The 13,926-nt window shown below is 39.7% G+C and carries 12 protein-coding genes; 8 read left to right on the forward strand and 4 right to left on the reverse strand.

Going from position 1 to position 13,926, the window contains the following annotated elements; all coding sequences use genetic code 11:
• Positions 1–19: 19 nt before the first annotated feature.
• Positions 20–643, reverse strand: a complete 624-nt coding sequence (locus EHO65_RS10110) for a hypothetical protein (RefSeq protein ID WP_135773973.1) — start codon at positions 641–643, stop codon at positions 20–22.
• Positions 644–683: 40 nt separating this feature from the next.
• Between EHO65_RS10110 and prfA the strand changes: the two genes are divergently transcribed.
• Positions 684–1,748 (forward strand): peptide chain release factor 1, encoded by a 1,065-nt coding sequence (gene prfA, locus EHO65_RS10115; protein WP_100704773.1) that lies wholly within the window; start codon positions 684–686, stop codon positions 1,746–1,748.
• A gap of 77 nt (positions 1,749–1,825) precedes the next feature.
• Positions 1,826–3,328, forward strand: a complete 1,503-nt coding sequence (locus EHO65_RS10120) for an aminotransferase class I/II-fold pyridoxal phosphate-dependent enzyme (RefSeq protein WP_135773974.1) — start codon at positions 1,826–1,828, stop codon at positions 3,326–3,328.
• Between the two features lie 45 nt (positions 3,329–3,373).
• Here EHO65_RS10120 and EHO65_RS10125 read toward each other — a convergent pair whose 3' ends face one another.
• On the reverse strand, positions 3,374–4,267 hold the full coding sequence (locus EHO65_RS10125; protein WP_135773975.1) for a hypothetical protein: 894 nt from the start codon (positions 4,265–4,267) through the stop codon (positions 3,374–3,376).
• A 168-nt stretch (positions 4,268–4,435) separates the two neighbouring features.
• On the opposite strand from EHO65_RS10125, the gene EHO65_RS10130 reads away from it, so the two are divergent.
• Positions 4,436–5,365: an alpha/beta fold hydrolase gene (locus EHO65_RS10130; protein ID WP_244243496.1), complete on the forward strand. Its 930-nt coding sequence runs from the start codon at positions 4,436–4,438 to the stop codon at positions 5,363–5,365.
• Positions 5,366–5,374: 9 nt separating this feature from the next.
• Here EHO65_RS10130 and EHO65_RS10135 read toward each other — a convergent pair whose 3' ends face one another.
• The gene (locus EHO65_RS10135; protein ID WP_086447466.1) at positions 5,375–6,001 is read right to left on the reverse strand and encodes a TetR/AcrR family transcriptional regulator; all 627 of its coding nucleotides are present in this window, start codon (positions 5,999–6,001) and stop codon (positions 5,375–5,377) included.
• Positions 6,002–6,046: 45 nt separating this feature from the next.
• Positions 6,047–8,194 carry a histidine kinase dimerization/phosphoacceptor domain -containing protein gene (locus EHO65_RS10140; RefSeq protein ID WP_244243497.1) on the reverse strand — a complete coding sequence of 716 codons (2,148 nt, stop codon included), beginning with the start codon at positions 8,192–8,194 and terminating at the stop codon, positions 6,047–6,049.
• Between the two features lie 53 nt (positions 8,195–8,247).
• Here EHO65_RS10140 and pabB point away from each other — a divergent pair, with 53 nt between their 5' ends.
• From pabB to EHO65_RS10165, 5 genes are all read left to right on the forward strand, one after another.
• A complete protein-coding gene (gene pabB / locus EHO65_RS10145; protein ID WP_135773977.1) occupies positions 8,248–10,059 on the forward strand; it encodes an aminodeoxychorismate synthase component I in 1,812 nt (603 codons plus the stop codon).
• Positions 10,056–10,592: an RNA 2',3'-cyclic phosphodiesterase gene (gene thpR / locus EHO65_RS10150; protein ID WP_135773978.1), complete on the forward strand. Its 537-nt coding sequence runs from the start codon at positions 10,056–10,058 to the stop codon at positions 10,590–10,592. The genes pabB and thpR overlap by 4 nt, the downstream gene beginning before the upstream one ends.
• 33 nt (positions 10,593–10,625) lie before the next feature.
• Positions 10,626–11,285 (forward strand): leucyl/phenylalanyl-tRNA--protein transferase, encoded by a 660-nt coding sequence (gene aat / locus EHO65_RS10155; RefSeq protein WP_167482028.1) that lies wholly within the window; start codon positions 10,626–10,628, stop codon positions 11,283–11,285.
• Between the two features lie 81 nt (positions 11,286–11,366).
• Complete coding sequence (locus EHO65_RS10160; RefSeq protein WP_100722490.1) at positions 11,367–11,654, forward strand: hypothetical protein; 288 nt, start codon at positions 11,367–11,369, stop codon at positions 11,652–11,654.
• A 197-nt stretch (positions 11,655–11,851) separates the two neighbouring features.
• Positions 11,852–13,909 (forward strand): AMP-dependent synthetase/ligase, encoded by a 2,058-nt coding sequence (locus tag EHO65_RS10165; protein ID WP_135773980.1) that lies wholly within the window; start codon positions 11,852–11,854, stop codon positions 13,907–13,909.
• Positions 13,910–13,926 lie beyond the last annotated feature (17 nt).

The raw sequence follows: 13,926 nt of genomic DNA on the forward strand, positions 1-13,926 counted from the left end.
TAGAACTTAGATTTTGAGTTCAGGCAGTTTCCTCAGCCCATGGCTCGTCCGACTGGACGCTAATAATATCTTTAGAAAATAATTTCTGTGCTCTGGAGGCTACATTACGAGTTTCCAAAAAGGAATATCCTCCAGAAAGTAAGGATCCGAAAATTGGGAGCCAAAATCCGTTTTTAGGTTTTGCAAACTTCTTCCCTTTAATCAAACTTTTTGCAATTTGATAGGTTGCTTCTTGCAGAAGTTTCCAAGCCATAGGTCGGATCAAAACTCTTGCTCCAACATCTTTGAGAACATTTCTGAAAAATGAGGTCTTGTCCTTGAATAAACAATAAGCCATAAGTTCCGGTGTAACCTGATGCTCTTTTCCGTATAAAGCGGCGATGTCTTTTACCAATTTACCTTGGAGCCTTAAGACTAAAATAATTTCGGGAGCCAATGTCACAAGTCCCAAACGTCCTTGGGGAAGGGCGAGAGCGGCGCTCGCTGCTCCTGTTTGGAGAGAAGATTTCTGGGTTAGCTCTTGGATGAGCTCATCAGGCGATCCTATGGTTTTCGCATAGGGGCTACGATAGGAATGCAGACCGGATAAAAGATTCAGTATCTGATCGGAAACTGCTGAGAGAATCGAATTGTAGTTTTCCATGTAGAGGAGTAAGGTACCAAGGCAATGGGATACGGTTTCTATGTTAGACAGACTAGAAAAAATACAACAAAAATACCTCAAAATATCGGACGAACTCACAACCGCGTCCAATCCGGATGATTTAAAACGACTTTATAAGGAACGTTCCCGACTCACGCCCTTATTCGATAAAATTACCGAATACCAAAAATTAATTCAGAACAAAAAAGACGCTGAAGAACTTTTAAAAACCGAAAAAGACGGGGATATGCGCTCCATGTACGAAGAAGAGCGCAAAGAAGCGGAAGAAAGGATAGAAAGTTTGGAGAAGGAGTTGGAAATCCTACTTCTTCCTCCTGATCCGAATTCAGGCAAAAATATACTTCTCGAAATAAGAGCAGGGACCGGTGGAGAAGAAGCTGGATTATTCGTCTCCGACCTATTTAGAATGTACACTAAGTATGCGGACAAGCAAGGCATCCGTCATGAGATCATAGATTCTTCTCCTACCGGGATAGGCGGATTAAAAGAGATCATCTTCGCGATGGAGAATGATAAAGCTTACGATCTTTTTAAATTCGAAGCAGGAACTCATAGAGTGCAAAGAATTCCTGCAACTGAATCCGGAGGTAGGATTCACACAAGTGCTGTGACTGTTGCAGTTTTACCGGAAGCAGAAGAGTCTGAGATCAATATAAACGAAAACGATCTGAGAGTGGATGTATATCGTTCTTCCGGTTCTGGCGGACAGCACGTCAACACTACTGACTCTGCGGTTCGTATCACTCACATTCCAACAGGTATCGCAGTTGCATGTCAGGATGAAAAATCCCAACACAAGAACAAAGCAAAAGCGATGAGGATCTTAAGTGCTAGGATATTAGAAAAACAGGCGGAAGAAAAGAAGGCCGCAGCTGATGCTCTAAAAAAACAGATGGTGGGTTCAGGAGACAGATCCGAAAGAATACGAACGTATAATTTTCCGCAAGGAAGATGTACGGATCATCGGATCGGATTCACTAGTCATAATCTTTCTGCTATAATGGAAGGTGATCTGGACGACTTGATCAACGCCTTAACGGAAGAAGATAGAGTCAAACGCCTCGCAAATTCACAGGCAAATTAGAACCGTTTTAGACTTCTGTTCGTCCAACCGAATAAAGTTGATGTTTCAGCCTAAAATTTTGCGATGGTAATCAGAGTATGATACTAGAGATAGAAGAACCGCATCGTAGGATCTGCGGGGAAAGAATACCATTTGAAAATATACACGCGGTTTCCATGAGCCTTCCGGAAGTCGCTGATGTAATCGGATACGAAGAAAAAAGAACCGAAACTCTTTCCAGATTAAAAGCGGGATATCCTCGATTTGTAGCTCATGCTTATATCGAAAAAATTTTAGATTATAATAGAGAGACCAACGCAGTCGACGGTCCTCAGTTTATCGTAAACTCCCGCAAAGCCGCCGAACATATTGTTTCATTCTTCAAAGTAAAAGGTGCAAGAATCATAGAAGACGAAGGTATCATCACTTTAACAATACCTTCCGATAAAGAAAACGAATCCAAAATATTATCCTTCATCCAACATACGGGATGTTTATTATCTTCTCGCAAGGCAGAAGATTACTTATTCAAAAAAGGACTTATAGATTCTATATACAAAGAAGAATCCAGAAAAGAAAAACCTTATGATAAGGTAGAAGCATCATTATCCTCTTTATATCCGGGAAAAGATCTGCAAGTATATTTAGCAACTTCCGGAATGAATGCAGTTTATGCATCTTTTAGAGCATTGGATAAAATTCGTGCAAAAGAAGGGAAAGATATCTGGCTCAGACTCGGATGGTTGTATGTGGATAATATTAGAATATTAGAAAAATATTCTAGAGGTTCTCATATATTCCATGATGTAGTCGATCTAAAAGAATTAGAAGAATTCCTTTCTAAAGAAGGCCATCGAGTAGCAGCAATCCTTACTGAGTCTCCTACAAATCCACTTATCCAAGTTCCGGATTATCCTGAACTCAAAAAACTTTTGGAAAAATACGGGATTCCTTTGGTGGCCGATATTTCCGTAGCGGGTTCCGCAGTTGTGGATCTTTCTCCGTATGCGGATGTGATCGTAGAAAGTTTAACCAAGTTCGCATCTGGACATGCTGATGTAATGATGGGTGCTTTATTTTTGAATCCTTCTTCTCCTTATTTTGAGAGTTTGAAAAAGGATTCTCCTGAGTTTTTAGAAACTCCTTATATCAGAGACTGCGAACGTATGTCCTTCGAATTAGAAGGGTATGTTGAAAGGGTAAAAGAGATCGGAAGGAATGCTGCAAAGCTTGCAAACTTCTTCTCTGATCATCCTAAGATCAAAGCAGTTCATTGGAGTGGTTCCGAAGAAAATCACGGAAATTTTTCCAAGATCGCAAGAGATAAAGATCTTCATTGTGGAGTGATCACGATCGAGCCTGGAGTTCCTTTGGAACCATTTTATAATTCTTTAAGGTTGCTAAAGGGGCCAAGCTTCGGAACTGAGTTCACTCTGAACATGTTGTATATGTATTTGGCACATTACGAGTTAGTATCTACAGAAGCAGGTAGAGGATTTTTACGAGAAGTAGGATTGGATCCAAGCCTGATCCGAATTTCTATCGGAAGAGAAAATCCGGATCTTCTAATTGCAGAATACAAAAAAGCTCTGGGGGATTAAACCCGCCAGAGCGAAAAATTTGAACGGTTCTAAAGAAGACGTATCTTAGGCAGCAGAACGAACACTTTGTAGTTTGCCACCAGTTTCAGTTTCCGATTGTAAAACAGTTTTATAGAAAATTTGGAATAATCCAAATTTAGAAATTCCTAAAGCATAAATCACTAAAACGGAAACAATTGCCCCTAAGATCCAACCTAATTGGTGAATGATCACGCTGGAGATGATCGCAAATCCCAATGCACCCACGAACACAGTTGCTAAGAACGCAATTGTAGAAGCAAAACCGGAAGGGGATTTTCTAACGGAAAATTCTCCGGAGCCACCTAATTCCCAACCTTCTTTTTCGATCTTTAGAAGTGAAACGATCAGAACTGGAATTAAGATCACGCCCATCGCATATAAAGTGATCGCAACATCAGAGGTTAGCCAGTTGATTGCTGTTCCCCAGGTCCATGTGTGGAATTGTTCCACGGACTCTGAGAAAAATCTTTTATAACCTGTTCCGTCCCATCCATGAACTAGAATGAAGAACATTCCAAAATATCCCGCAGGAACTTGCAGATAAGCTAAGAAATTTTTCCCTGCTTCGATCAATTTCCAAACAACCCAGAAACCTAAGATCCCTTGGGAGATATTCGTTAAACCGAATAAAGCCACAAGCCAACCAGGCATTGTCTTATCTCCAGCATGCATTGTTTCCCAACTAGTAAACTGCCAGACAAGGTAGAGACCGGATGGGGCGAATAATAAACCTAAATAAAGAAGGTTCGAGATGAAATAGGTATTCTTCCAAAATGGGACCTTCTCCTCCTCTTTTTTTATGGAAGGAATAGAACCTGGCGTTGTCTCTCCTGCCTGCAATTTTTTAATTTGGCGAGCTGCGGCCATTGCATAACCGGCTCCCAGGCCGTAGGCCCAAAAAACATCCACTTGAACCATTGGATTAAAATCTCCTCACCTTAATTAGATATAAGAATGACATGTCATTCAGTTTTTGTCAATAGGGGAAATCGAAAAATTTCAAAGAAAAACGTGTTTTACTTTGAAGCGGAAATGACTTATCTGTCATTCCGATTGGGTTGGGAATTTTCATTAAACAGGGAAATTATGAAAAGAACAACAATAAGCTTAATGTTACTTCTCATCATTCTACTTGATTGTAGATTTTTAGGGGTCGGCTCCGAGTCCTTAGAGGATTTGAAAACAAAATATGCGAACTCGGAATCCAAGTACGCTCCGATTGGGGATTTAAATATCCATTATAGAGACGAGGGCCAAGGACCTGTAATCATATTATTACATGGTGTATGTTCTTCATTGCATACATGGGATTCTTGGGCAGAATTATTAAAGTCTCGTTATAGAGTGATCCGCATCGATCTTCCTGGTCATGGTCTTACAGGCCCTCCGAGCGATTTGGAGAAGTTGAATTTGGAAGAAGGTGTAGAAGTCCTGAACAAATTCCTGGAATATCTAAAAGTGGATTCTTTCTATTTGGTAGGGAATTCTATGGGAGGTTATATCTCCTGGAATTATGTATTAAAATATCCTAATAAAGTTCAAAAATTGGTATTGATAGATGCGGCCGGATATGCGCAACCTATGCCTCCTATGATTGCATTGGGAAGTAATCCTATCGTAAGTCCATTTGCACGTCATATGCTGCCAAGTTTTATGGTGGAAAAAAGTGTAGATGAAGTTTACGGAGATCCTACAAAGATCACGCCTGAGATCAAAACAAGATATGTGGATCTTTCTAGAAGAGAAGGAAACAGGCAGGCTTATAATTATTTTTTCAGGACTGCCAGGGAGAAGTTTACTGATCCTAAAATTTCAGAAGGGATCAAACTGGTAAAAACTCCGACCTTGGTTATGTGGGGAAAAGAAGATCATTGGTTAAAATTGGAATATGCACAGAATTGGACTAAGGATCTCCAGAATTCTAAGTTCATTTCTTATGAAGGGGCAGGTCATATTCCTATGGAAGAAATCCCGGATATTACTGCAAAAGATCTTGTGGAGTTCCTTATATTATAAAATTTGAATTTAACGTTTGCCCATTCCTTCTAACATAAGAGTGGGCATTTCTTCCAGCCAACGTTTTGCAAATTTAGAATCTACTTTGGAAGATAGATTGATCCTAATTCCTTCGAACATCATCGCATTTACGGCTTGGGATGCGATTCGAGTATCCAATTCTTTTCTTAAAAATCCTTTTTTCACACCATTCTTCAGGTATAACTCAGTAAGCCTGGCACTTTTATCTATTCCAAGTTGTACTTTTCTTTTTACAGTTTCATCCAATGCCATCGCTTCGAAAAAAACGATCTTTGCTTGCCTTGGGTCTTTACTGAAAAGTTGAAATAGTTCCCAACCGATATTCTTGATCTGGTTTCTGTATTCTTCTATAGTGTTTGATTTTTCAGGACTTTCTTTACGGACTACTTCTAATAACCCAAGAAGGATCCGATCCACTAGTGCATGTAAGATATCTAATTTATTCTTAAAATAACGGTAACAGGTACCATGACCTATGTTTAATTTTCCGGCTATGTCTGCGATCCCTGCCTCGTGGTATCCTTTTTCGGAGAATACATCCAATGCTGCTTCCAGGATCTGTTCTCTTCTTGCTTCTGCCCTGTTGGCGATCGGACTAGGAGGCTTTGTTCTCATGTTCTCCTTACTCTGATTTGGAGAACTAGTTCGCAAGAAATTTTCCTAATTCGGAAGTTCAAAACGGATTTGGAAACTGGCTCCATGATCTTTGGAACTGGAAAAATCCAATTTTCCTTTCAGTTGTTTAGTTAGGACTTGGACCAGGGTTAATCCGAAAGAGTGAGTTGCGATCGGATTCAACTCGTTCGGCAAACCGACTCCGTTGTCTGAAACTTCTAAGGTTACTACATTTTCCTTTTTCTGAAGCCTGACTTGAATCTTTGGCCTTTCATCCGTAGGAGAAAAATTATGAGGGAATGCATATTTGAAAGAATTTGTAAGTAATTCATTCAACGCAAGTCCGAGCGGAATCGCAATGCTGATCTCTAAATGGATAGGGCTTGATATCACATCCACTCTTGTTTCCGCTCCGATCTTATAGGCAGACCTGATCTTCTCCACAAGCCTTTTGGAATAACCTGAAAATTCTACATTTCCCAGATCGTTAGATTGGTATAACTCGTCATGGATCAACGCCATGGTCTGGATCCTGTTTTGGCTTTCAGTAAATGCTTCGTGAATCTTAGGATCGTTTTCGTATTCCGACTGAAGATTAAATAAACTGGAAATCACCTGGAGATTGTTTTTTACTCTGTGATGGATCTCTTTCAACATCACTTCTTTTTCTTTTAAGGAAGATTTTAACTGTCTCTCAGCCTGTTTTTTATCAGTTATCTCCGTAACAGTAATAATGGTAGAAGAGAATGTGTCTTCGAATTCCGGTGCCAAGGACCAACGAATGGATGCTTCGAATTGTTTTCCGTTGCAAGTGGATAATGTAGTTTCTGTATGAAGAACTCTTGCTCCAAAACGAATTCGGGTCAGAAGTTTTTTGAAATAATGATCGTTTCCTTTTCGGAAAAAATTCCTGGCAAGAAATAAGACTTCTTCCTTTGAACTTGCATGGAATAATCGAACGGATTCTTTATTCGCATCTACTACACTTACAGTTTCATAACATTCAGAAACGAATTTGGGATTCGTCTTCAGGAATTTAGTAAATTCCTTTCTGGACATTTTAGGTAATTCCCCGAGCATTCTTTTTACCTCAGAGTAATCACATTCTAAAATTGCGATCGGGACATTCTCGAATAAACCTTTATAGATCGCCTCGCTTGCTCCTAAAAATCGATAGGAGCGATCCAATTCTTGGGTCCTTTCTGCGACTAATCCTTCTAATCTTTTATGCGATTGATAGATCTCTTCTTGTGCATCGATTCTTTCTTTTACTACCGACAAAGCCAGAAGGGAAGCGATTGAGATAGCGGAAAGAAAACTTTGTAAAAGAAGAAGGGAAACTTCTTGTGAAGCGGGAAAATTATATGAATTTCCTTTTGCTGTTCCTAATATCGCTATGATGGAAACGATGATGAGTATGAGAGAAGATTCTCTTCCGCCGAATCTGAGAGAAACAAGTGAAATGACTGCGATCAGAAGATAAGAAAGAGGAAAGTATGCAGGAACTTCATTGATGCTGAAAAAGTAAACGATCCCTCCTCCTAATAAAATCAAGAAGGAGACTAGTCCCACACTTTCTTTCCAAGAATGTACTTGGAATCTCGCGACTCCCGGTCCTAACCAACTTAAAAAAAACGGAAAGTATACGAATACTCCTAAAGAATCCCCCATCCACCAAATGATCCATGTAGGAAAAAGTGAATTTATATCCAGTATTCCTAAAACTAGAAGTCCTGAACATGCGATTGTCGCCGCGATAATACAAACTAATGTTTCTATCCAAAGGAATCTAAGAACGAAGGAGGTGTTTTTCGTAAGATCTAATCCAGGAATAAATTTTTTATATAAATAAGCTCCTGTGAAAGATTGTAATGTGCTTCCGCAGGCAATCAGTGCTGCTGCTCCAAAATAAATACTTAGTTCCTGTCCCGGAAGATCCTCATGCCGGATCTGGCAATTGTATAAAAAGGAACCTGTGAAAATCCCTAGATAAGAAACTCTTCCGAATAATAAAGGAGTGACTAACCCCCAGCCGGATGCAGGCCATATGGGGGACGCGTAATCCGAAAAAGTCCCGAAAGATTCTCCGAATTTTCCCAAAAGAAAATAAACAGAAGTTACCAGAAGAAATTTGGCAGGGGTTTTAAAGAATTTTAGGGATCGATATAACATTAATCTTAGAATCTTATTCATTTCGCTTTTAGGATTCGGAAGCAGCTGAGAATAAGGTTTTAAGACCTTATCCAATGATTTCCGATCTATTTCAAAACTCCAGGAAACCCTTTATTTATTTAGGGGAAGGTTTCTCTGAAGAGGGACGTCTAGTTCTTACGGAGCCGAATGAGATTCTTACTACTAATCGACGAAGTGAAGCAAGGAAATTCCTCTTAGAAATTCAAAACAAGGTCTCACAAGGATACCATGCGGCCGGTTGGATCTCCTACGAAGCCGGAGATTTGTTTTTAAATCCTGACAATATGGAAGAAGTTTCGGAAGATCCACTCCTTTGGTTCGGAATTTTTTCTGAGCGGAGGACCTTAAACCCTACGGAAATTTCGGAATGGGAATCAAAATTTAAGGATAAAGGTTATTCTGCAAAAATCGGATCCGAGATGGATCTCAAAGAATACCAAGAGATCTTTTACAAGATCCGGAACTTTCTCTACGAAGGTGATGTTTATCAGGTCAATTTTACATTTCCCCTACAGATAGAATTAGAAGGTTCTATCGGAAGATTGTTTTTCGAACTCAGAAAAAAACAGCCCGTTCCATACGAGGCTTGGATACATACCGGAGATTCCATTCAGATACAAAGAGATATTCTTTCCTTCTCTCCTGAACTATTTTGGGAAAGAAAATTGAATCAAATCAGAACTGTTCCTATGAAAGGAACAAGACCCAGAGGAAAAGATCTCGCAGAAGATCAAAAATTGAAATTGGAACTTTCCGATTCGGAAAAAGACAAAGCGGAAAATTTGATGATTACCGATCTTCTCCGAAACGATTTGGGAAGGATTTCTTTGCCAGGTTCAGTCAGTGTCTCTAAACTTTTTTCAATCGAAGAATATCCTACAGTTTTCCAGATGACCAGCGAGGTAAGATCAGAACTTTCTTCGGAAATAAAATGGACTGATATTTTAGAAGCATTGTTTCCAGGAGGTTCTATCACAGGGGCTCCTAAAAAAAGATCTTCAGAGATCATCCGTACTTTGGAAGAAAAGAGAGGAGTTTATACCGGTGGAATATTCTATCTTTCTCCCCAAAAAGAAATTTCTTCCATCGCGATCCGCACTCTTGAATTCTTACAAGATCCTTCCGGACAAAAAAAAGGAAGAATGGGTGTAGGTTCCGGAATTACGATCGGTTCCGATCCGAATGCGGAATGGGAAGAATGTTGGTCCAAGGCAAAGTTTCTGAACGATACAAAAGAGAACTTTCACTTGTTCACGACTGCAATTTGTAAAAGAAGAAAGATTTATTTTTTAGAAGATCATAAAGAAAGAATGAGAACATCCGCAAAAGAATTCGGGTTCGTTTGGAAGGAAGAAGGATGGGAATCCGCAGTTAAGGATATTGAGACTAATATTTCTTCCGACAAAAAGTATAGAGTGAAAATTATTCTTTCGCGAAATGGAGAATTCCAATCAGAAGTTTCCGAATTTCATCCAGGCCCCAAAGAAGGGAAGGTTCTTTTCAGCGGAACTTCTACCAATAAAAAAAATCGGTTTTTTTATCATAAGACAAATATCAGGGAACTCTTTTCAACCGGTTATGAATCTGCAGTTTCGAAAGGTTATCTGGATCAAATTTACACAAACAAAGAAGGTTATCTGACGGAAGGAGCAATTCATTCTATTTTTCTTTTCTTAAATGAAGAATGGGTCACTCCCTCTTTAGAAGAAGGAATTCTTCCTGGAGTTGCCCGAAAACAATTGGTTCGAAAATTAAAAGCTAAGGAAAAGAAAATTTCTAAAGATGATCTAAGTCTCGCGTCCAAGATCATTTTAGTAAATTCGCTTAGAGGAATTAGAAGGGTTTCTGGAGTAGATTTCGAATGAGAAGTTTTTTAGGATTGGTTCTTCCGGATCCCATAAAATCGGATCTGGAAAAAATTTGTTTCGGGCTGGAAGAGATCCGCTGGGTTTCTCCGGAAAATTTTCATGCCACCCTGGTCTTTCTGGGAGAGTTAAAACCGGAAGAGATCGAAAAGGTTTCAGAGATCTGCGGTCAAGTATCGGAAAAAAGTTTTTCTTTGGAGATCAAGGGAGTAGGCTTCTTTGGTAATAAATTTCCAGAGATCCTCTATGCAGGTGTAACACTTTCAGAAGAGCTGAAAAGACTCCAAAAGGTTTTAGAATCTACTCTTAGAAGAGAAGGTTTCTCTATTGATAAAAGGGATTATAGGCCTCATATAACGATTGGAAGATTCAAAAGAACTCCTGAAAAACGTTTGGATCTGTATTTAAATGAATTTTCCCAATTCCAAACCGACATAGTTCCAGTGTCGGAATTCCATTTATTTTCTAGTCGCAGCGGAGCGAACGGTCAGATATACTCGGTCGAAGAATCATATCCTCTTCTCTTGGAATAAATGGAAAACCCCAGACAAAATCAATATTCTCCTATCCGGGATTTTTCCGATTTTTTCGCGGATCCTAGACATTCCGCAGAAGAGGTCGTTGGCATTGGTGGAGATTTAAAACCGGATCGTCTTCTGTATGCTTATACTCGAGGGATTTTTCCTTGGGCGGATAAACCTCTACTTTGGTTTTCTTTGGATCCGAGGGCTATCTTTGACCTAAATGTTCTTCATATTAGTTCCAGAGTTCACCGAAGAATTCGCCAAAAAAAGTTTACTGTTACGTTTAATCGCGCATTTGAACAAGTTATGCGTTGCTGCGCATTCCGAACGGAAGAACAAACTTGGATAACAGAGAACTTTCTACAGGGTTTTACCAACTTTCATAAGGAAGGTTATGCTCATAGTGTCGAGGTCTGGGACGAAAATGGACGGTTAGGTGGGGGAGTGTATGGTGTCGCAATCGGTAAATTTTTTGCCGGAGAGTCGATGTTCTCCTTTTTACCTGATTTTGGTAAGATCGGACTCTATTTTCTATTTGAAGCACTGAAGAAGGACGGTTTCACATTATTCGATACCCAGCAGATGAACCCAGTCACTTTGAATCTGGGAGCTTATGAGATCCCGAAAGATAAATTTTTGGACCGTTTGTCACTCGCTGTAGCAATCCCGAATAAATGGGTCCCTCCTGTGGATGAAATCTGATTTTTATGTAAAATGCATTTGATTTGTCTCGCATAATAATAAAATTACGACACAAACCAAAGTTTCTATAGGAAGATCATAATGAACCTATTCAAAAAAATTCTTGTTACCCTTCTTGTGTCTGCAATCGCTCTTTTCGGTTTCACCGGAGTTAGTGCACAAGAGACTACCGGCGATGCTCCTGCAAAGACTGAAGATGCTGGTGCTTCTAAAGCTGAGAAAAAAGAAAAGAAAGCTAAGAAGAAAAAAGGTAAGAAAAAACACCACAAGAAGCATAAGAAAGATTCCAAAAAAGGAAAAGAAGAAGGAACCAAATCTGACTCTACCCCTGCTCCTGCTGAAGAAGGCGCTGGCGAAGAACAACAGTAATATTTTTCCTTTATCACTCCGTTCGAGGTCCTCTCGGACGGAGTTTTCTCTTTTTAATCTCCTCTCCTTTGATTTTGCACTGCACCTACGCTCTAACTACTTCTAAAATTTAGTTGACGGGTCGACTTCTCACATTAACGTAAACGCGCTTTATTGAGATAAGCGTAATATATCCCTTCTTCAAAGGAATAACTCCAATGTACAAGAATTTAGCAGACATGTACCTTAAGGCCGCTGAGTCTTATGGGGACAGACCAGCGTTTTGGTCGAAGGATGAAAATAAAGAATATCAATCGACTAGCTTTAAACAATTAGTAGATCTAGGTCTCTGTTTATCAGAGGCATTAATAGATCTAGGTGTGAAGGCCCGCGAACATATCGGAGTGTTAGCCGATAACCGTTTGGAATGGATCATTGTTGATGCGGGAGTTTTACTCTCCGGTTGTGCAAACGTTCCAAGAGGGACTGACGTAACCGATTCCGAGATGGAATATATCTTAACTCACTCGGAAGCTTCCGTAGTTTTCTTAGAAAACGATAAAATGTACGAGAAGTTTGTTAAGAACAAAGCCAAACTGAAAGGCGTTGAAACCGTCATCATCATGGATAAAGACAGCAAAACAAAAGCGAAAGGCGTTTTGCATCTTTATGATCTGATCGAAACTGGCAAAGAGTTAAGATCCAAAGGCGGACATAAGACTGAAAAAAGAATCGAAGGTATCAAACCGGATGATCTATTCACTCTGATCTATACTTCCGGAACAACTGGAATGCCTAAAGGTGTAATGCTAATGCATTCCAACATGGCGCACCAGATGGAATATGTTGTTCCTTTGATCCTAAAAAAATCAATTATCCGAGACGACGACAGTATGTTGTCGATTCTACCTGTATGGCATATCTTTGAAAGAGTGGTAGAATACTCTGCGATCTCTCTTGGGATCTCTACTTTCTATACTAAGGTTGCTGACCTAAGAAATGACCTGGCAAAAGCCAGACCTTCTTTCATGGCTTCTGCTCCAAGGGTTTGGGAAAGTATTTATACTGGGATTTACAATAAGATCAATGATCCTAAACAAACTCCTCCAGTTCGTAAATTCCTATTCAATACTGCGTATCTGTTCTCTAAGAACTATAACGCAGGGGTTCGTTTCCTGACCGGAAAAGAAGTGGATTACGAAAACCGTAATATCTTCCAATCTTTGGCACTTGCGGTTAAGGCGATTGCCAAGGTGATATTATTTGGGCCATTCACAGTTTCTTTGATCAGTGCTGTTGGATATTCTTATATCAAGATGTATAAGCCTGAATTGGCATTCTTAGCGCCGGTTCTTCTTACAATCGCGATTTTAGGGCTTATCTTTAATTTCAAAACTTTGGACACTATCGTTCTTTCCAAGATCCGCCAAGCTACTGGTGGGCGTTTGAGAGGAACCTTATCCGGTGGTGGAGCTTTACAACGTCACGTAGATAATTTCTTCAACGATATCGGGCTTCTGGTATTAGAAGGTTATGGAATGACCGAAAGTGCTCCTGTGATCTCAGTTCGTCATTATGATCATCCGATCATCGGTTCGGTAGGATATATCGTTCCAAAAACGGAACTTCAGTTGAGAGATGATCATGGAAACGTGCTCACTCATATCAACGATCAAAGGCAGATTCTTGCTGGTAAGCTTGGAGTAAAAGGTATCGTTCATATCAAAGGGCCACAAGTGATGAAGGGATATTACAAAAATCCTGAAACCACTAAGAAGACCATTGTAGACGGATGGTTGAACACCGGAGATATCGGGTTCATCAACTATAAACATACTCTGACACTTACAGGAAGAGCGAAAGAAACTGTGGTTCTTTTGGGCGGAGAAAACGTAGAGCCGGTTCCAATAGAAAACCGTATGGACGAATCTCCTTATATCAAACAATCTATGGTATTCGGTCAGGACCAAAAAGTTCTGGGAGCGATCATCGTTCCGGATCTAGAAGTTCTTCAACCTTGGTTATCTCAGAACGGTATCCAAGCTAAGGACATTAAGGATTTGATCGACAATGCAAAGGTGATCGATTTCTACAAAAAAGAGATCAGAGAATACAATAGTACTAAACACGGATTTAAGTCTTTTGAATTGATCCAACATGTGGTACTTGCACAAAAACCTTTTGAGATAGGAGATGAATTAACTAACCTACTCAAAATGAAAAGGCACGTGATCACTGAAAAATATCAGAAGAGAATCGATAAAGTTTATAAATAAGAACTTACATTCTAATC

It is taken from the genome of Leptospira andrefontaineae (assembly GCF_004770105.1).
Classification (GTDB): Bacteria; Spirochaetota; Leptospiria; order Leptospirales; family Leptospiraceae; genus Leptospira_B; species Leptospira_B andrefontaineae.